25 protein-coding genes are annotated in these 18,355 nt (G+C 44.0%); 7 read left to right on the forward strand and 18 right to left on the reverse strand.

What is annotated here, in order from left to right; all coding sequences use genetic code 11:
- Positions 1–29: 29 nt before the first annotated feature.
- The 3 genes from rpmE to PHI47_RS06890 form a co-directional block, all read right to left on the reverse strand.
- The gene (gene rpmE / locus PHI47_RS06880; protein WP_299935407.1) at positions 30–233 is read right to left on the reverse strand and encodes a 50S ribosomal protein L31; all 204 of its coding nucleotides are present in this window, start codon (positions 231–233) and stop codon (positions 30–32) included.
- Between the two features lie 103 nt (positions 234–336).
- Positions 337–996: an RsmE family RNA methyltransferase gene (locus tag PHI47_RS06885; protein ID WP_299935767.1), complete on the reverse strand. Its 660-nt coding sequence runs from the start codon at positions 994–996 to the stop codon at positions 337–339.
- A gap of 5 nt (positions 997–1,001) precedes the next feature.
- The gene (locus PHI47_RS06890) at positions 1,002–1,412 is read right to left on the reverse strand and encodes a hypothetical protein (RefSeq protein ID WP_299935409.1); all 411 of its coding nucleotides are present in this window, start codon (positions 1,410–1,412) and stop codon (positions 1,002–1,004) included.
- Positions 1,413–1,479: 67 nt separating this feature from the next.
- Between PHI47_RS06890 and glp the strand changes: the two genes are divergently transcribed.
- Complete coding sequence (glp, locus tag PHI47_RS06895; protein WP_299935411.1) at positions 1,480–2,697, forward strand: gephyrin-like molybdotransferase Glp; 1,218 nt, start codon at positions 1,480–1,482, stop codon at positions 2,695–2,697.
- On the opposite strand, the gene PHI47_RS06900 is transcribed toward glp, so the two are convergent.
- The 9 genes from PHI47_RS06900 to mnmG all read right to left on the reverse strand — a co-directional run bounded on the left by PHI47_RS06900 (position 2,694) and on the right by mnmG (position 10,988).
- On the reverse strand, positions 2,694–3,275 hold the full coding sequence (locus PHI47_RS06900; protein WP_299935413.1) for a 6-carboxytetrahydropterin synthase: 582 nt from the start codon (positions 3,273–3,275) through the stop codon (positions 2,694–2,696). The genes glp and PHI47_RS06900 overlap by 4 nt on opposite strands.
- A 3-nt stretch (positions 3,276–3,278) precedes the next feature.
- The gene (locus tag PHI47_RS06905; RefSeq protein ID WP_299935415.1) at positions 3,279–4,037 is read right to left on the reverse strand and encodes a 7-carboxy-7-deazaguanine synthase QueE; all 759 of its coding nucleotides are present in this window, start codon (positions 4,035–4,037) and stop codon (positions 3,279–3,281) included.
- Between the two features lies 1 nt (position 4,038).
- Positions 4,039–5,004, reverse strand: a complete 966-nt coding sequence (gene moaA, locus PHI47_RS06910) for a GTP 3',8-cyclase MoaA (RefSeq protein ID WP_299935416.1) — start codon at positions 5,002–5,004, stop codon at positions 4,039–4,041.
- 105 nt (positions 5,005–5,109) lie between these two features.
- Positions 5,110–5,505 carry a hypothetical protein gene (locus tag PHI47_RS06915; RefSeq protein ID WP_299935418.1) on the reverse strand — a complete coding sequence of 132 codons (396 nt, stop codon included), beginning with the start codon at positions 5,503–5,505 and terminating at the stop codon, positions 5,110–5,112.
- A 25-nt stretch (positions 5,506–5,530) separates the two neighbouring features.
- Positions 5,531–6,409 (reverse strand): c-type cytochrome, encoded by an 879-nt coding sequence (locus tag PHI47_RS06920; RefSeq protein WP_299935421.1) that lies wholly within the window; start codon positions 6,407–6,409, stop codon positions 5,531–5,533.
- Positions 6,409–7,659, reverse strand: a complete 1,251-nt coding sequence (locus PHI47_RS06925) for a cytochrome bc complex cytochrome b subunit (protein ID WP_299935424.1) — start codon at positions 7,657–7,659, stop codon at positions 6,409–6,411. Before PHI47_RS06925 ends, PHI47_RS06920 begins: the two co-directional genes overlap by 1 nt.
- A gap of 10 nt (positions 7,660–7,669) precedes the next feature.
- Positions 7,670–8,170, reverse strand: coding sequence for a ubiquinol-cytochrome c reductase iron-sulfur subunit (gene petA / locus PHI47_RS06930; RefSeq protein WP_299935426.1), 501 nt, complete (start codon positions 8,168–8,170; stop codon positions 7,670–7,672).
- Between the two features lie 60 nt (positions 8,171–8,230).
- Positions 8,231–9,100: a hypothetical protein gene (locus tag PHI47_RS06935; RefSeq protein ID WP_299935429.1), complete on the reverse strand. Its 870-nt coding sequence runs from the start codon at positions 9,098–9,100 to the stop codon at positions 8,231–8,233.
- 13 nt (positions 9,101–9,113) lie between these two features.
- Complete coding sequence (gene mnmG, locus PHI47_RS06940) at positions 9,114–10,988, reverse strand: tRNA uridine-5-carboxymethylaminomethyl(34) synthesis enzyme MnmG (protein ID WP_299935431.1); 1,875 nt, start codon at positions 10,986–10,988, stop codon at positions 9,114–9,116.
- Between the two features lie 119 nt (positions 10,989–11,107).
- On the opposite strand from mnmG, the gene PHI47_RS06945 reads away from it, so the two are divergent.
- The 4 genes from PHI47_RS06945 to PHI47_RS06960 are packed head-to-tail and all read left to right on the forward strand — an operon-like array spanning position 11,108 to position 12,992.
- The gene (locus tag PHI47_RS06945; RefSeq protein ID WP_299935433.1) at positions 11,108–11,305 is read left to right on the forward strand and encodes a hypothetical protein; all 198 of its coding nucleotides are present in this window, start codon (positions 11,108–11,110) and stop codon (positions 11,303–11,305) included.
- 45 nt (positions 11,306–11,350) lie between these two features.
- Complete coding sequence (locus PHI47_RS06950) at positions 11,351–12,034, forward strand: tetratricopeptide repeat protein (protein WP_299935436.1); 684 nt, start codon at positions 11,351–11,353, stop codon at positions 12,032–12,034.
- Between the two features lie 12 nt (positions 12,035–12,046).
- The gene (locus PHI47_RS06955; RefSeq protein WP_299935439.1) at positions 12,047–12,661 is read left to right on the forward strand and encodes a riboflavin synthase; all 615 of its coding nucleotides are present in this window, start codon (positions 12,047–12,049) and stop codon (positions 12,659–12,661) included.
- 19 nt (positions 12,662–12,680) lie between these two features.
- Positions 12,681–12,992, forward strand: a complete 312-nt coding sequence (locus tag PHI47_RS06960; RefSeq protein ID WP_299935444.1) for a hypothetical protein — start codon at positions 12,681–12,683, stop codon at positions 12,990–12,992.
- On the opposite strand, the gene PHI47_RS06965 is transcribed toward PHI47_RS06960, so the two are convergent.
- Genes PHI47_RS06965 through luxS form a run of 4 tightly spaced genes read right to left on the reverse strand, consistent with a single transcriptional unit; the run spans position 12,967 to position 14,988 of the window.
- Positions 12,967–13,713, reverse strand: a complete 747-nt coding sequence (locus PHI47_RS06965) for an MnmC family methyltransferase (RefSeq protein ID WP_299935446.1) — start codon at positions 13,711–13,713, stop codon at positions 12,967–12,969. The two genes, PHI47_RS06960 and PHI47_RS06965, sit on opposite strands and share 26 nt — an antisense overlap.
- Positions 13,710–14,183, reverse strand: a complete 474-nt coding sequence (locus PHI47_RS06970; protein ID WP_299935449.1) for a hypothetical protein — start codon at positions 14,181–14,183, stop codon at positions 13,710–13,712. The genes PHI47_RS06965 and PHI47_RS06970 overlap by 4 nt, the downstream gene beginning before the upstream one ends.
- Positions 14,180–14,482, reverse strand: coding sequence for a hypothetical protein (locus PHI47_RS06975; protein ID WP_299935451.1), 303 nt, complete (start codon positions 14,480–14,482; stop codon positions 14,180–14,182). The genes PHI47_RS06970 and PHI47_RS06975 overlap by 4 nt, the downstream gene beginning before the upstream one ends.
- Positions 14,482–14,988: an S-ribosylhomocysteine lyase gene (gene luxS, locus PHI47_RS06980; RefSeq protein WP_299935769.1), complete on the reverse strand. Its 507-nt coding sequence runs from the start codon at positions 14,986–14,988 to the stop codon at positions 14,482–14,484. The genes PHI47_RS06975 and luxS overlap by 1 nt, the downstream gene beginning before the upstream one ends.
- Positions 14,989–15,084: 96 nt before the next feature.
- Here luxS and PHI47_RS06985 point away from each other — a divergent pair, with 96 nt between their 5' ends.
- Positions 15,085–16,257, forward strand: coding sequence for a class II aldolase/adducin family protein (locus tag PHI47_RS06985; protein ID WP_299935454.1), 1,173 nt, complete (start codon positions 15,085–15,087; stop codon positions 16,255–16,257).
- Positions 16,258–16,268: 11 nt separating this feature from the next.
- The gene (locus tag PHI47_RS06990; RefSeq protein ID WP_299935457.1) at positions 16,269–16,574 is read left to right on the forward strand and encodes a putative quinol monooxygenase; all 306 of its coding nucleotides are present in this window, start codon (positions 16,269–16,271) and stop codon (positions 16,572–16,574) included.
- On the opposite strand, the gene lsrK is transcribed toward PHI47_RS06990, so the two are convergent.
- Together lsrK and PHI47_RS07000 are read right to left on the reverse strand one after the other, a co-directional pair.
- A complete protein-coding gene (gene lsrK, locus PHI47_RS06995) occupies positions 16,571–18,103 on the reverse strand; it encodes an autoinducer-2 kinase (protein ID WP_299935459.1) in 1,533 nt (510 codons plus the stop codon). The two genes, PHI47_RS06990 and lsrK, sit on opposite strands and share 4 nt — an antisense overlap.
- Positions 18,100–18,294 carry a hypothetical protein gene (locus tag PHI47_RS07000; protein ID WP_299935462.1) on the reverse strand — a complete coding sequence of 65 codons (195 nt, stop codon included), beginning with the start codon at positions 18,292–18,294 and terminating at the stop codon, positions 18,100–18,102. The genes lsrK and PHI47_RS07000 overlap by 4 nt, the downstream gene beginning before the upstream one ends.
- Positions 18,295–18,355: the final 61 nt, after the last annotated feature.

Consider the following 18,355-nt stretch of genomic DNA (forward strand, 5'->3'; position numbering starts at 1 on the left):
TTCTGCCCCCAAAGAGGCAAAGGTTTAAATTACGAATTTAATGCGTAACGTTTTTTGAATTTATCAATACGACCTGCTGTATCTACTTGACGCTCAGAACCAGTATAGAACGGGTGACATGCGCTACAGATATCAACACGGATTGTGTCTTTTGTGCTGGTTGTTGTGAATGAGTTACCGCATGCGCAGCTTGCAGTACATTCTACAACGTTCGGGTGAAGATCTTTTTTCATAAGTTTGCCTTGTGATCGACGGCGTTGTACGTCGGTCTGTATAGTTTTATATCCGTACGGGGGCGGATAATTGGAAGCGAATTATAACGAAAAATTTCTTTTTTTACAATAACCGTGATGCTATCGCTATTGCGGCAGTTTCGGAACGTAAAATCATAGGTGAAGGAAAAAGGCGTACACGATGTGAGGCAAACTGCTTACGCTCACTCTCATCAAATCCACCCTCGCATCCGATTATAACGGTGTCAATGTTTTCATCGGATTTTAATATCTCTCCGCCGAAATCAAAAACAACAGAATCAGGATGTGCTTTTAAAAACGTACTTAAAGTCGGTGATTCGCTCAATTCAATGAATGACGTTCGTCCGCATTGCATAATCGAACTCTCCATAAGCCGCATCATACGATCATAATCAAGCCGAAAATTGTGTTGCGAACGGTGACAGTGGATAAACGTAATTTTTTCCACCCCCAGCTCGCTCAACATCGGCAATGTCTTCTCAATCGTCTTAGGATCGATCAGACACCATCCTATATGAAGTTTTCGTTCACTTACACAAGGGGCACTATGATGACTTTGAAGCGAAAAAAAAGCATTTTTCCCATCTGTCTGCTCCAAGTGATAGCGATATTCTTCACTCAGGTTGGCTTTATTACGAAAACAAACGGTATCTCCAACTTTATGCCGTCGAACTTTTATCAAATATTTGTATTCATCTCCAGAAATGCTCAGTTCCAAAGCACCGGCATCCGGATTTAACATAAATTTCACGCCAGCATCCACACACTAATCAAAACCAACATTGCCATTTCAATCCCCAAAAAGCGAAATGCTTTTTTCTTGTATTCGGCAAACGCACCTTCTTGTGTGATATCGGTTCGGCGCTTGAGTGTTTTGTACCGTTTTGCTTCCAATATAATCATCACAATACCTACAATAATCATAGCAATATTAGGCAGTGTAAAATGCAAATGTTTAGCCGCCATCATAATGGCACCGGTCAAAATCAACATAGCAATCAATGAGCCGGAAATTGGCATGACAACTCTCATTCGCTTAGAATAGCGAATAATATGTTTTGAAAGGGCAAGCATGACGATATTAAAACCGACAACCCCCATCAGCATGATAACACCCACATAGTGGATTTCTATTCCCATTTTATACATAGCTTCCATAAAGGGGATTTTACCTTAAATCGCCTATAATTGGAACCATAAAATATTAATAGGAAAAAGGATCCCCATGGCAATCAGTGCAGAAGAGGCATTTGACCACGTATACAGACTCTCATTGCCGTTGGGAATCGAAATCGCTCCGATTGAAAACAGTATACATCGTGTGTTGGCCGAAACGATCGTAGCCGAACATTCACTCCCTTCCTTTGACAATTCAGCCATGGATGGCTATGCAGTACGAACCGAAGATGCAGGAAAGACCCTCATTCAGTCCTGTGTCGTTTTTGCAGGCGATCAAGGTGAAATCCGTCTGGTAGAAGATCAATGCATCCGGATTATGACCGGAGCCAAAATACCGCAAGGATGTGAAGCGATCATCCCTATCGAAGATGTAGTTGTCGATGGGGACCATGTCACCTTCCCTTCTTTTATCAAAGCGTCTCAACATATCCGCCTCAAAGGTGAAGACATCCAAGCCGGCATGATACTTCTTGCAAAAGGGACTTATCTGTGTGCCCATCACATCTCACTTTTAGCATCACAGGGTATCACACATGTTCAGCTTTACCGCCGTCCACGTGTTGCCCTCTTCTCCTCCGGTAATGAGTTGAAAATGCACTATGAAACGCTCGGGTCTAACCAGCTTTACAACACCAATACTCCAACATTTGCCGCACGGGCCCGGGAACTCGGATGTGAAGTTATTTTTACCGGTACGGCCGAAGATACTCTCGAATCGATCCAAGAACATATTAAAAGTGCCCTGAATGCTGATTTGATTATCACCTCCGGCGGAGTAAGCGTCGGGGATGCCGACTTTACGAAAAAAGCATTTCATTCACTTGGATTCGAAAGTGCTTTTGAATCGGTTGACATCAAACCCGGGAAGCCGACAACTTTCGGGCGGATCGGTAATACCATTATCCTTAATCTCCCCGGGAATCCTCTTGCAGCGGCACTTTGTTTTGAACTTTTCGGGCAAAGCTCCATCCTCTCGCTCAGTGGTAGAAGCGATAAATATCTCTCCTCTATCACGACTAAAATCTCAGAACCGTTTAAAATGAAAAAAGGGCGCCGTTCTCTGATTCCGGGATGGTTTGACGGCTCATCATTTACTCCCAGTCCAAAATTTGGCCCCGGGATGGTTCTACCTCTGTCGCAGGCAAACGCTTATATGATGGTTGATGCATCTGTTGAGGGATTTGAGAAGGGGAACGAGATCAAAGTTGTCACCACACGTTGGTGCATGAGTTCAGAGGTCCAGCACTCGCTTGTGACCTTCTAAACCGTGTGCGGATTTACAAATACTTCACCGAAAAGCATTTTGTCCCATAACCGCGAATCGCTCCACCCTTTGCGCACTTCGTCGCTAAAATGAATTGTATTTAAATCGATCAAGCCCATTAACTCGGAATAGGCGTCTTCTTCAAAAGCTTGAGCATATCCTGTCTCCGTCTCATGAACGATAATGCTGTTGAGTTTTACTCCCCGCTCCCCATTAACCATCTGGGTCATAGATAGTAATCTGTCCAACATCAAAAATAAAACACGACTAAACTGCTCACATGAGGGGGAGACAGGAAGGAGTACCCAGCGGTTAGAATGTTCTTTCATTGATGCAATATAGGATTTATCGTCTCCATCCCAAATAGCAACGCCGTGATCGAAACTGTCAATTAGTTCTTTCATCCCCTGCTTCATTAGACCGAAGTCATAGACCATTTGTCCGTCGTCAAGATATTGAGATTCAAACAGAACTTCGACCTTATATGAATGACCGTGGATCGATGCGCGGCACCGCTGAGTCGAACAGCCGCGAACGACGTGGGCATTTTCAAATTTAAATAATTTACGGATAATCATCAGTTACACTCCATGATTTTGATCCCAGATACGGATATGAAGCCGATCTGAGTAGATAAATCCGCGCCGTTTACAAAACTCGATAACCGCTTCGCAATTGGCTTCGATATGGGCTTTGTCCCCGCCAAGCGGCATACAATAAACCGGTGTATACGGATGTGGAGAAATTATATCGTCTATTTCAGATTCAATATGACTCACTAAAGAGGGTTCATCGACCGTAAATTTAAAGAAGCTCTCTTTGGCATACGCGATAATTGTACCGTACACTTCAGGTTTTACCCTCTTTTCCAACGGTTCGCCGCTGTTAGAGAGTTTGACGGACAATGCATAGGTCGCTTGTGCATAAAAAGGGTACCGCTTAAAATCGGGTGCGATCGTAGCATTGGTCTCAAACGTCACACGATGTCCCTGTGAAATCAGATGCTCGATAAACTCCACAAAAATCGGCTCATTGGCATAGATCAGAGGCTCCCCTCCGGTAAGTACTATGTCAACGTGAGGGGGTAAACGATATCCGTTCATAATCCAAATCAATGTTTGAAGCTCTTCAATCTCCTGCCACAACTCACCGAATGCTTTACGATCGACAGCGTAAACGGTATCACATCCTAAAATTTCAGTACCATCCGGTGCACTTTCACGACACCCAAACCCCTCACATTTTAGATTACATCCGCCGAATCTAAAAAACAAAGACGGTACTCCCGTATATTTCCCCTCACCTTGAACCGAATAGAAGTGTTCTACTAAATAGAGCATTTCATCCTCCTGTTTCGTAGAACGCACGGGTAGAGACTTCGGCATCTCCTTCGCTCCAACGATTTTTTTCGGGTTTGGTACGAATTACCTCTTTAAGCACTAATGCCGCTTCTTTGATATCTCCGCGACGCACCGCATCACGAATCGACATCGCTTCATCGAAATAGAGGCATGGAATCAGATTCCCCTCGGCAGTAAGACGGATACGATTGCATTTGGTACAAAAATCGTCTTTGTGCGGTTCAATAATTCCGAACTCATACCCGTCAGGGAGTTTATAATAGTGGGAAGGGGAATGACCGTCAAACCCCTCATCACTATAGCTATAGCGGCTTCCGATAATACTCAGAAGTTCGGAACTTTGCATCCCTTTGATATCAACTTCGGCATGAACATTTTCCATGTATTCAATAAAACGAACCACCATTCCCCGCGCTTTGCAGTATTCCAGTACATCCAATACTTCCGCATCGTTCAGTCCCTTCATCGGAACCATGTTCACTTTTACTTTGAGTCCTACTCTGAGTGCTTCTTCAACCCCTTCAAGGACTTGGCGTAAAACATCTTTTTTAGCAATCGTTTCGGCAATCTCAGGCTTAAGAGAATCAATCGATACGTTCAAACGGCGCAATCCCGCATCGTAAAGTTTTTGAGCGGCTCCTTTTAGCAAAAAGGCATTGGTTGTCATCGCTAAATCGATGTCATTCTTGTAATCATAAATCATTTTGATAAATTTATCGAGGTCTTCACGCAACAGCGGCTCACCGCCGGTAATACGAATTTTGTTAATCCCTTCATCAATGGATACTTTGATAAACTCGAATAACTCTTCAAAACTAAGGAGGTTTTCTTTAGGCACCCAGGAAAAGGGCTTTTCGGGCATGCAGTATTGACATCTGAAATTACACCGTTCCGTTACCGATACACGTAAATAATCAACGGTTCTGCCATAGCTATCTATTAACACAATTGTCCTTGCAAGAGGAAAGTGTTCGGATGGTATCTAAAAGTTGTTTTGAGTTTTATTTATTGAGGAAATTAGAGGAGAAACCCCACAAAGGGGGTGACTTTTTTACCAGCCGCGAACGACTGCGTGACATGCAGTACATGCATTCACGATTTCAGAATAAGACTGGTGAGCTTTTGAATACTCTTTTTTATCCAATGCTTTAATCAAATCATTAGATGCGCTATCAATACGTTTAGCCGCATTGAATGCGATGTTACTCATATGTTGTTTATCTTTAGGAAGATATTTTTTTGTTGCGTCCATATCGTGAAAAAGTGCATTCGCTTTATGAATATCCGCTACACCGCTTTTAATCAAAGCAGGAGCATTGTAAAGAAAACCTTTCTGAACATTACTCAAACCGTTTTCCATTTGACTCATGTTAAGAGCCAACGTATCATCTGCCATTGCACCCGAACTTATAAGTGCAGAGAGAGCTAAAATTTTTATCATTTTCATCTGTTTCTCCTCAGAAAGGCACACCTTAGTGTACCTCCTCCCAAATTTTACGTTTCCACAAATAAGCTAAAAGTGCAAATACAGCAGAGTATAACATAACCCATATTCCAAGGCTTTCACGCTCTGCTTTCTTCGAATCACCCACTTCTTCCATATAAGCGATCACTTCTTCTTGTGCTTTTTCAGTCAAACCTACGCGTGGCATAGATGTCCCTTTGAGCAAGATCTGTGGATCATTGATGAAACTATGAAGGTAGTGTTCACCACGGCTTTTAATGTACTGGGACAGATCCGGTGGTGTCGCTCCCATATACGTTTTAAGATTATCAACCGGAGTGGTTGCTTCAATACCTGCGTATTGCATATTGTGACATCGTCCGCATGCTGCTTCAAATGTAATTTTATGCCCTGCTTTATCATCCGCTACTTTTGGAGCAATAGATTGCAAATAAGCGACAACGTCCATAATATCCTGAGGGCTCATCCAGTTATAAGACGGCATCGGAAATGCTTTTCCGTTCTCAGGATTATATTTACTCTGCAAATGCATCGCCGTTACCGGGTCAAAAATGAAATTTGCCAAGTAGTTTTTGTCGTAAATGCGCCCTGCATGGCTCAAATCCGGTGGAACAACACCATACGATGCTGCTGAATCCGCATTCGGCATAACAGCAGGATGACCTGCTTTTTCGATTGCATGACACGCGATACAGTTAGCTTCAACAAGTACTTTACCGTTTGCTTCATTACCCACGAGTGAGGTATCCACATTTTTAACGTCTTGGAACGTAAAGTCAGCCGGAGCAACTGCCGGATGCATAACGCTGTGGGCATACGGCTCAATCCCATAATATGTGATGCCGACAAGAGCAATAATGACGGCTAAAATTTTAAATTCTTTCATTATTTACCCTTCACTTTTTTAGCTTCTGCTTTAGTAATAAACGGCAATGCAATAAACAATACCAAAAATACCAATGATGCACCGAAACCTACCCATGCATTTGGGCCGGTCGGAGGTAATTTACCAAATTCGGTCAATACCATCAAGTCAGCAATCATCAACCAAAACCAATATTTAAAATAAGGGCGTTGATTTGCCGGTTTTACCATTGGAGAACGATCTAACCATGGCAATACAAGGAAAATAATGTTAGCAAATCCAAATGCCATCAATCCAAGATCTTTACCTGAAATACCGGCAATCTCAAAGAACCAACCGCGCAATACTTCATAGCTCCACAAGAAATACCACTCAGGGTAAATGTGTGCAGGAGTTTTAAGACCGTTTGCTTTGTCAAAGTTGATCGGATCCATCGCAAAACCGTAATGGAAGAACACCAAATAGAAAAAGAAAATTAAAAACACACCCAAAACAAAAATATCTTTTGACAAGAATACCGGCCAGAAAGGGATAACTTTAGAATGTTTTTTATCGCCTGCTAGATATTTTTCTGATTCTTTATCGAAATCAAAAAATTCACCTTGTTCATTATTAACATGTGGAAAACGCAATGCGTAAAAGTGAAACACGATTGCACCGATGATCGCAAGAGGAATCAACAATACGTGCAACATAAAGAAACGGGTCAATGTTGCATCCGCAACATAGAAGTTACCGCGAATCCATACAACAAGCTCATCACCGATAAAAGGGATACCGCCAAAAATTTCGGTAATAACGTATGCCGCCCAGTAGCTCATTTGTCCCCATGGAAGCATATATCCACTGAAACCTTCTGCTGAGAAAAGCATGAATAAAAGCATCCCTGAAATCCAGATCATCTCACGCCCTTTTTTATAAGAGCCATAATAGATACCGGTAAACATATGAATATAAATAATCAAGAAAACAACCGATGCGCCGACCGCATGAATATGACGGAACAACCAACCATACGCAACTTCTTGCATAATCGTGTAGTTAACACTGTCAAATGCCATATTAGCATCTGGTTTGTAATACATCAAAAGGAAAATCCCAGAAACAACCAAGAAAGTAAACAATACGGTTAACAAAACACCCATTGCCCACAAGAAATTGATGTTTTTAGGAATCCAATACTCACTCATCATTACTTTTGCAAAGTTAATGACACCTAAACGTTGATCAAACCACTCGAGCATCGAGTCTGCTTTTTTAAATTCTGCCATTCTCTGCCCCCTACGCTTTCGCCGTCATTTTTTTGTACTCAGGGCCTTCATCGCCCAATACAAGCGTTACACCGTCAAGTTTAAACGGAGGAACATCCAGCGGACGAGGTGGTGGTCCGAATGTGTTGACACCATCAGCAGAATATTCACCGCCGTGACAAGCACATTTGAACAGTTTTTTATCCCCTTCATATCCAGGAATACAGCCAAGATGGGTACAAAGACCGATCATAACTGAGAAATAGCTATCACCGATTTTGACACTGCGGCCATCGGTTGGTTTCATATCTGCGCTGTATTTAAGAATAAACACCGGTTTACCCCGCCATACAACGATTTCTAATTTGTTGGCTTCTAAGCCCGATACGTCTACCGTTGTAAAACCGGCTGACATAACGCTCGGAAGCGGATCCCATGTTTTCTTCATCGCGATGAGGGAGGCAATTCCCCCGACAGCGGCAACGGCACCAAAGGCTTTTCCGACAAACCCTCTTCTGCTTTCATCCATCATTGTCATCTCACTTAGTTTGGAAATTTAACTCTACATCATAAGTTAAAAAGGTTTAAGCTTTTATAAATCGAAAGTTTTTCTTATATATACGATTACTTTAGTGTTACTTTTTTCGACTGTGTGATAACTATTTGATGAAGCTTTATTTATCGCTTGCATAAGCTGTGCTTGGGATAATTCTTTAATAATAGGAATTGAAAATGATTCAAATAACGGAATAAAATCATTTGTATAGTCAGCGCGTTGTAAATAAATCGGTTTGCCGCCGCTTATTAAATTTTGAAGCACCGCTTGTGGTGAAGCACTCACTAAAATCTCACTTTTACGAATTACCTCATCGTATTCTTCACATTCATGTATCGCAGTAAAACTCTCTTTGAGGCTGTTTTCATACCCGAGAAAATGGTAGAAGCCCATCAACAGTTCCATATTAAACGGTTTAAAAACGCTTTGGTTTTTCTCTAAATCTTTTTCATAATCATCGTCGCCGAAAAAAAGTGCCAAAGGTATGGTTTTGGGTTGTTGCTCATAATAGCGCTCACCAATAACGATTCCTTTGCAAATCCCCTCACCTTCCAAATACGGTGATAGCAAAAACTCTTTTTCATGTTTCATATCCGAGGGATTATCGCTGATGCGGATAAAAGTTGAGAAAAACTGTGTCATATCGGCTAAAAGAGTCGGATTGATCTCCGCCGAATCAAAAATTATCTTATCCCCGTGATGAGCGATTTGGGGAATATTTCGTACCAAATCTACTCCAACTGCGCGTTTAATACCATACTCTTTTGCTTCTGCAGCAATCCGAAAATCAGAACAAAGCAATGTAATATCAATCTCTTTTTGAAGTTCATTGACAATGGCAACAGCTCGGTGGAAACGATCCAGGCCGATACGATGCCCCGTGTGGACGTAATAGAAATAGCGCATAATAAAAGTTCCTTTAGTTTTTGCGTTGAGCCATCTTGATATAAATATGTAAAATATCCAACGCAGCAGGTGTCATACCCGATATCTGTGAAGCTGCTTGCAGAGTCGGCGGATTAAATTTAGCGAGTTTATCCACGATTTCATTGGAAAGTCCCGAAACTGATTTAAAATCAAAATTCTCAGGAATAGCAATATGGAGCATTTTAGACATCCGCTCGATATCGTCGCTTTGTTTCTCTACGTAACGGGCGTATTTCGCTTCGATCAAAATCTGTTCTTGAATATACGGGTCAAGCTCTCCAAAACTCGGTATCAACTTAACCAATTTATCAAGCTCAAAACTCTTCCTAGAGACAAGTTGGGTAGCCGTGAGTTTGTCAGTGATATGCTCTTCATCGATAGAAGCCAAAAATGCTAAAAACTCTTTGTTCGGAGTATAAATCGTCTCTTCGAGACGTTTCAACCCTTCCGTGATTTGGGTCCGTTTCATCTCTATCCGCTCCATCTGAGCATCATCGATCAATCCCAAAGCATGCCCGTAACGTCCCAAGCGCAAGTCTGCCGTCTCTTCACGAAGAAGGAGGCGATACTCAGCACGAGAGGTAAACATACGGTACGGTTCTTTCGTCCCTTTGGTCACCAAATCATCGATCAATACACCGATGTAGGCTTCATCACGGCGCAAAATTAACGGTTCTTTCCCTTGCAGTGAGAGTGCGGCGTTGATCCCCGCCATCATCCCCTGAGCAGCAGCTTCTTCATATCCTGTCGTCCCGTTGAGTTGTCCCGCACAATAGAGATTTTTAACCTTTTTCGTCTCCAACGTATGTTTCAATTCGGTCGGATCGACATAATCATACTCGATTGCATAGCCGTAACGGACGATTTTTGCATTCTCCATTCCATGAACGGAGTGGATCATAGCACGCTGAACATCAGGCGGGAGAGAAGTAGACATACCGTTGATGTAGCACTCGGTATTCTCCGCGCTTTGGGGTTCTATGAAAAGGTGATGACGCTCTTTGTCGCGGAAACGGTTGATCTTATCTTCGATGCTCGGGCAATAGCGTGGTCCTACTCCCTCAATCTGTCCGGTAAAAAGCGGTGCACGATGGAAATTTCCCTCGATGAGAGTATGGGTATCTTCATTGGTATAGGCAATGTAACACGGGAGCTGTTTTTTCGTCCGTGCAAATTCCTCTCGATCAGTGCGGAAACTAAACGGATTCGGAAGTTCATCTCCATCTTGGATCTCCATCACACTAAAATCGATCGAAGAACTGTCAACACGGGGACAGGTTCCTGTTTTTAGCCGACCGACATTGAGCCCTGCATTGCGGAGGGAATCGGTGAGTCCTTTCGCCGGAAATTCACCAAAACGTCCTGATTCCTGCGTGATCTCGCCGATATGAACTACGCCGTTAAGGAATGTTCCCGTTGTAAGAATCACACGTTTAGCGTGATATTCGTTGAGGAGATGAGTACGTACTCCGACAACCGTATTATCTTCAATAATCAGGGAATTAACTGTTTCTTGGATCAGTGACATATTAGGGGTTGTCAAGATTTTGTTACGGGCGATAACACGGTAGCGATCCATATCGATCTGCGCACGGCTTCCGCGAACGGCGGGACCTTTTGTGATATTGAGAATACGGAACTGAATACCTGCTTCATCGGTCAATAATCCCATCTCTCCGCCAAGGGCATCAAGTTCACGTACCAAATGCCCTTTAGCCAGTCCGCCGACGGCAGGGTTACAACTCGTCGCCCCCACCTGCTCCGCTAAAATAGAGACCATTAGCGTATTGTGTCCCATACGCGCAGAGACGAGTGCGGCTTCGATTCCGGCGTGTCCTCCGCCGACGACGATAACGTCATAATTCATTATTACTTCTTTTTACGTAAATTATTACTGCAATTATAGCTTCTCATGTTGAAACCTATAAAAAGAGAAAGGAAAAATAGCCTACAATTAAGAAAATATTTTGATGACAGGTGACACAAATGGATGCCGCAAACACCAAAACATTAGAAGAGATGCTGAAAAACTACAATCCTGAGCCTCTCGAGTATGATCCGGAAGTGGATGGAGGAGATGAGTTTTTAATCCGTGAACAACTCCTCAAAAAAAAAGAGGAACTCAAAGACGTTGTGAGCAAGCTTAAAGAAAAACAGCGCAGTGATCGTAAAGTACGTCGCTAAAGTGCCCTTTGTTATAATCTCCCAAAAATCTAGTAGGAATCTATAATGCTCCAAAGTGCCTTTGACGCTTTTAATGCCCACCGTTACGAAGAGGCTCTTGAACTTTTTGAAACCTTAGCGCTTCAAAACAATCCTACCGCCCTCTCCTCCTTGGGGTACATGCACCAAAAAGGGTTGGGAGTCGAAACGTCTCTTGAACGTTCCTTCCATCTCTATTCTCAAGCTGCTGAACTGAATGAACCTGCTGCCATTTATAATCTCGCACTTATGTACGCAGACGGTGTTGTCGTAGCCCACGATCAATTTAAAGCGTTCGAGTTTTTACTGCGTGCCGCAGTGTTAGAATTTCCGCAAGCGCAATATGAAGCAGCCCTCTCGCTGGAGCGGGGGCTTGGGTGTGTCCAAAATTTCTCCGAAGCAGCATTTTGGTACGAAGAAGCAGCTAAGCGAGGCAATGCGAATGCATTTAACAACCTCGGCGTCCTCTATAAAGAGGGGCATGGTGTCCTCCAAAACTATCCGAAAGCCTTTATCTGTTTTTCCCGCGCCGCAACGATGAATCTCGCAGAGGGGCAATACAATCTGGGGTTGATGTACGACCAGGGATTTGGTTGTGAAATGAATAACGATACAGCATTAGAGTGGTGTCGAAAAGCGGCCTATAACGGTCACGAAAAAGCGAAAAGTATTATCCGTTCTTTGCAAGAAGAGGGTAAAATAGTATTTTAACAAAGGGGTGATATGTTTACAGGTTTGATTCGAGAAATGGCGCAAGTGAAAAGTTTCGGCGGAAATCGTCTCTCACTTAAAGCTGTACACAAACCTAAACTCGGCGATTCGATCGCTATTAACGGCACCTGCCTCTCTGTCATCAGCATCGAATCGGATGGATTCAGCGTCGAACTATCACCCGAAACCCTAAAACACATCGCGACCGAAAAACTAAGCGGTTCCGTCCATATCGAACCTGCCATGATGATGGGAGATCGATTCGAGGGACACATCGTCCAAGGACACATCGATACCATCGGAACGATCCGCTCCATCACCGATAACGGTAACAGCTATGATGTGATTGTCGATGTAGAACACGAATTTATCCCGCTTATCCCGCCCAAAGGCTCTATCACCATCGATGGAATCAGTCTCACAGTCAACGAAATAATGGGAGATGCGTTCCGCCTAACGATCATCCCGATCACGATGCGTGAAACCCTCTTCGGAAGTTATAAAAAAGGGACACGTGTCAATATCGAAACCGACGTCTTTGCCCGCTATATCCGTCATATTTTATCGGCATCACAAAACAAATCAATGAGCTGGAATGATATTGAACACATCCAGTCACTTTATTGAGAACGCCAAAGGAGAAGTATTGAAAACCGTTGAACTCATAATGATGCTCGCATTTGCCAGCGGACTTGTCCTGGCACTTTATAAAGTGTATCTCTTTCTCCCGCAAAAGCCCTTAGCCGATGATGATACGACACCCGAATCGATCGAGACGTTGGAGCGGATTATGGTGGAATGTAACAATGCCAACAAGCATCTGGATGAAGAGTCTCTGTTTCAGATGATGACCAAACATCACGACTTTGACCCTAAACATTTTTGGCGCTTCAATGAAAACCGTCTGCGCCACCTCATCACGCACTATCGCCTCAAAGAGCCAAATTTTCGTCGCTAAGACTTTGAGCATCAGGATTACAGGCGATCTTATGCTCCATATCAACTTTCTCATATCCCTCTAACTCACGACGTGATGCAAGCGTCGCATTGCGATACCCCTCTCCCGCATTAAGATAGATATTAAACCCGTTTTCATAAAGTGCTAACCGTGTAGCCAAAGCAGTCGAATAGGTTGTAACAACCCCCTCCTCTCCCATCAGCCGTGCGACATCGGCAAAATATTCCCGTGTCCACAACATCGGATTGGTCGAAGGGCTAAAGGCATCCTGATAGCAAACATCCCATTCTCCCTCTAACTCCCGCATCGCAACCCGCGCATCCATAATATCGACGGTGATCTGAGTCCTCTCATCCTCGTAACCGCCTAATGTAGCGATGTCAGTGATGATGTTTCGGTAGGGTTCGAAGATTTCAGGATAAGGAAAACTCTCCAGAGAGGCAACCAAATCACCGTCAAGTTCGGGGGAGTAGATTTCAAGTGTCGTGCCGGGGAAATAGGTATCACGGTAATAAAGGCTCAAAAGGGTATTAAATCCCAGACCGAAACAGATGTCGATGAGTCGGAGGTGATCTTTCTCACAGTGCAATTTGAAAGCAGGTTCAATATGTTTTTTGAGCGATTCGTTGAGAGCACCGTCTTTGGTCGAGTGATAGTGTTCGTCGTATTCGCTGCTGTACGCCGTGTAACTGCCATCCTCACTTTGTACCCATTTTTTCATAATCCATTACCCCACATATGCATCTTTTTTGCCACAATAACCTCATACCCCTCTATCAAATCGGTCATTGCATTGATCGCCCGAAATTCGGCTTGATCGAGCAGTTCTTCCACCTCAGTAATCGGCATAGAACCATTTTTTTGGAGAATAATAATCTCGGAAGCATTCAAAAGTATGCGGTAAAGCAACTCTAAAAATTTGTGTGGAGATTCATGCAGATGCAATACATCCTGTACAATCACACTGGCGTAATCGCGGGGAACTCCTCCAGCAGGAGATTTATAATCTTTGATCGTAAAAGTTTTATGCAAAATGTTTAGACTCTGATGATCCCCCGGAAAAAGTGAACCATCAATCAACCCCTCATAGGGAGCGAGGAAATCACCCAACTCCTCCGTCATAGAATCCAAATGGCTTGTCACCACCATAATTTTCGTATGGGGTGTCGGATGGAGAAGTGAAGTGATCATAATGATAAATCGTGCAGCTCGCGGAAAAGATACGCTTCGACGATATCATCGATGGTGCGCTGTGTGTGGGCGACCAAGACCATCATCTGATTGTCGATGAACTCCATCACCGGTTCATAGTTGTTGGTGACGATCACGGCATCGAGCCATCCGTCGATTTCAGAACGGTCAGTGTAAAAACTGATCTCAACGACACGCCCCTCTTCAACTTCGACCGTTGCCCAAAACTTTGCCGATAAAATTCCCGTGAGTTCAGACTCCTGCGTATCATCGCCGTCCATCGGTAGCAAAAGCAACATTATTTCTCTACCTTCGAGAGGTCAAGTTTCAACGCTTCGTTATCCATAATATCGATGTCTTTTCGGAGCACTTCGGTCGCAATCGCTTTGGCATCTTCGAGAGAGTGCATCGCACACGTTCCGCATTGGTAGATATTGAGTTCGGGGATATCGCTTTGCTTTTCCACCGCGAGAATATCTTTCATCGACGCTTCCCACGCATCAGCAACGACCTCTTCACTCGGCGTCCCGATAACGCTCATGTAAAATCCGGTACGGCATCCCATCGGAGAGATATCGATGATCTCCGTTTGAGCAGAATTGAGGTGATCGCGCATAAATCCGGCGAACAAATGCTCCAAAGTATGAATCCCCTCTTGCGACAAAATCGCCTCATTCGGACGGCAAAAACGGAGGTCGAATACGGTGATATCATCCCCTTTTGGTGTTTTCATCCCTTTAGCACGACGAACGGCAGGGGCAGGCATAATGGTGTGGTCAACGGTAAAGCTATCAAGTAACGGCATGATAATCCTTAAAAATTCATCTTTAATGGTGGCAATAGTAACATATTTCATCCTTGCATCGCTATAATTTGCCCACTAATAAAAGGAACTCAAATTATGACAAGCCTCTTTGACGATACAATCGCCGAGCAATACCAAAATGACCCGCTTGCTATGAGAGTCTATACCTCGCAACTCTTGGGTCAGAGCAAAGAGTTAGTTCTCCACGGTGGCGGAAACACCTCGGTGAAAATCGATAATATCCTCTACGTCAAGGGATCTGGCTGGAATCTCGATACGATCGAAAAGGGGGGATTTTCTCCTGTAAACCTCGATGTACTTCTCGAAATGGCGACCCGCGAAACTCTCAGTGATACCCAAATGGTCGCCGAACAACGTGCTGCGATGGCAGATCAAAGTTACCCGAACCCCTCCATCGAAGCGATTCTCCACGCTATCATCCCGTATGATTACGTCGACCATACCCATGCCGATGCCGTCGTCACCCTCACCAATACTCCTAACGCTAAAGTGTTAGTGCAAAAGCTATACGGGGAGAGTATGCTCATCATCGATTACGTGATGCCCGGGTTTGAGCTGGCAAAACATATCTATGAGGTCACCCGTAACATCGACTGGGACACCATCTCAGGGATGATTCTGATGCATCACGGCGTCTTTACGTTTGATAACGATGCACGTCGTGCCTATGAGAAAATGATCGACATTGTCACCGTTGCCGAGGAGTATTTGAGTGAGCGCGTTACATTGGCATGCGGAGATTGTGAGGGGAAAAGCGACCCTTCTCTTCCAAAAGCTGTTGCTTTAGAAGTCGAAAAACTTTGCGGATACGAAGTGTTCCCCCTTATCATCGATTCACCGCGTGCACAACTCTTTAGCATTCTCCCTAACCTCGAAACTCTGGTCAAAAAAGGGGGATTAACCCCTGAACACGTTATCCGTATCAAACCCTTCCCCGCTATCATCGATAACAATATCGCAGAGGGGATCGCTCATTTTGCAAAAGAGTACAAAGCCTATTTCGACGCCAATGCCTCTTCAGATCATATCTGCCTCGATCTTGCCCCACGTTATGTGGTTATAAAAGGAGTCGGGATAGTTGTACTGGGTAAAGATGAAAAAGAGTCCCGTATCATCGGTGAAATTGTTAAACATACCATTACCGCTATCCTCTCAGCCGAACAGCTCGGAGGATGGGGATCTCTCACATTGGCTCAGATGTTCGAAATGGAATACTGGGAATTAGAACAAGCAAAACTCAAAAAATAAGGAATATATAGATGAAAATTACGAAAAAAGTGACCTTTATCGCCAAAGAAGAGCACATCGCAACGGTGAAAAAATTATTGGAAGATATGGTTGCCCCATCGCTGAAAGAACCGGGATGTCTGTTTTATTACATCTTCCAATCCCAAAACAATCCGCGTAAATTCTTCGCGGTCGAATCGTGGGCAGATGAGGAGTCACTAGAGGGGCATAAATACACGGAACACTATGCCTACTACAAATCGCACTATGAGCCGTTTGTGGACGATAAATACACTGAAGAACTCGATTTGCTTGATCCTAAAGCGTATCAGTTCTAAATCCCGGGAGCCTTCCACATCGGCTCCAATGTCCCCTCACGTACCAACTCCATCTGTTTGCAGTAGACTTTGAGCCATTTTTCTTTTATCTCACCATACTGTGTATGATTTGCTAAGTTCGGCTCAAAAGTGCGTTCAATTTTGACAATATTTTTTCCCGCTTCCTCAAAGCTTTTATAGACCCCTGCACCGATACCGCATGCCATCGCTACACCCAGTGCCGTTGCCTCTTTGACTACTGGAACACGCACTTCTAACCCCGTCACATCGGCCAATATCTGTGACCATAATGCCCCGTTGGATGCTCCGCTCGCAAAGGTGATAGAACTAGGTGAGATGCCGCTAAAGGCTTTTATGTTTTCCAGATTGATCGCACTGACGATACATGCATTTTCTTCTAATGCGCGAAACATCGATGCGACGTTGTATTTATTTTCATCCAATCCCAGACCCACAAACGACGGAGAAGCGTGTATCCATTCACCGTAATTCATCCGATCGCTAAAGATCGGGGTGATGCCATACGATCCAAGCGGAACCGACGACGCCAGTTTTTCAAGTTCCGCATAACTTTTTCCACATCCGAAACTGTTACGAAACCAGCGCATCACCAACCCCGTAAAAAAGGTGATTCCCTCTGCCTGTGACATCCCTTGAACCACATGAGGATTGACCCGTAACAGCATATCGTGTGAGAGTACGGTATTGCTGGGGATATTGACCACCTGCTGCCAAAAGCTCCCTCCTAATACGACCGCATCGCCGAGCGACGAAGCGCCTAAACCTGCGGTGCCGATTTGAACATCACCGCCACCCATGACAACGAGAGTATCACGGCTGAGTCCGCATTCCAACGAAGCTTTCTCACTGATATGCCCTAAGACCTCTCCGCTCTCTTTGATCGGAACAAACAACTCTTTGAGTCCGCATTTTTGAAACTCGCTTTTTTCCCAATCGCGATTTTGTAGACTAAAAGCTCCCGCCGTTCCCGCATTGGAAGGCTCAGACGCTAACTCACTGCTGAGTTTAAAGAGTATCCAATCGCTTATCATCGTAAAGTAGTGTGCTTTTTCATAGAGAGAGGGACGATTGTTTTTCAGCCACAGCAATCGCGGTGCGGCAGAGAGGGCAAAGGTTTGCCCGCTAGAGGTATAACATTCTAATTCAAGTGTAGGATTATTTCGTTTTAGCTGAACGACTTCTTTACCTGCGCGACTGTCGACATTGGCAACACCCCAGATTTCTTGGTTATCGCTGTCATAAACCACAATCCCTTCTCGCATACTCGACGCTGACACCGCCACAATTTCGGAAGCACTGATATTTGCTTTAGCTATGGATTCTCGGATACACCGTTTTGCAAGTTCCCAACCGTGCACAAAATCAAATCCCATCGATCCCGCAACATTTTCTTCGGAAATATGCTCCCACTCGTATTGTGCAATGGAAATTTGATTCCCTAAATCATCAAAAATGATTGCACGGATACTTCCCGTCCCTGCATCTATAACCAGAAAATATCGACTCAACGAAGCTCTTTCATATTCACGAACACATCCAGTGGCAAGTGCTGATCCATATCATCTTTTACTTTTTCGATGTGAATATTACAAATCGAGCCTTTTAGCTCTTCGGCAAGCTGTTTCAGTTCATGGAGACTTTCACGCTTTGCAATTCCGCGGGCGGAACATCCGGTGACACCGGTGTGGTTATAGGTCATACGATACATAGATGATCCAATAATGATTTTATTGGTTAGGTTAAAGCAAAGAGAGTTCCAA

It is taken from the genome of Sulfuricurvum sp. (assembly GCF_028713855.1).
GTDB lineage: Bacteria > Campylobacterota > Campylobacteria > Campylobacterales > Sulfurimonadaceae > Sulfuricurvum.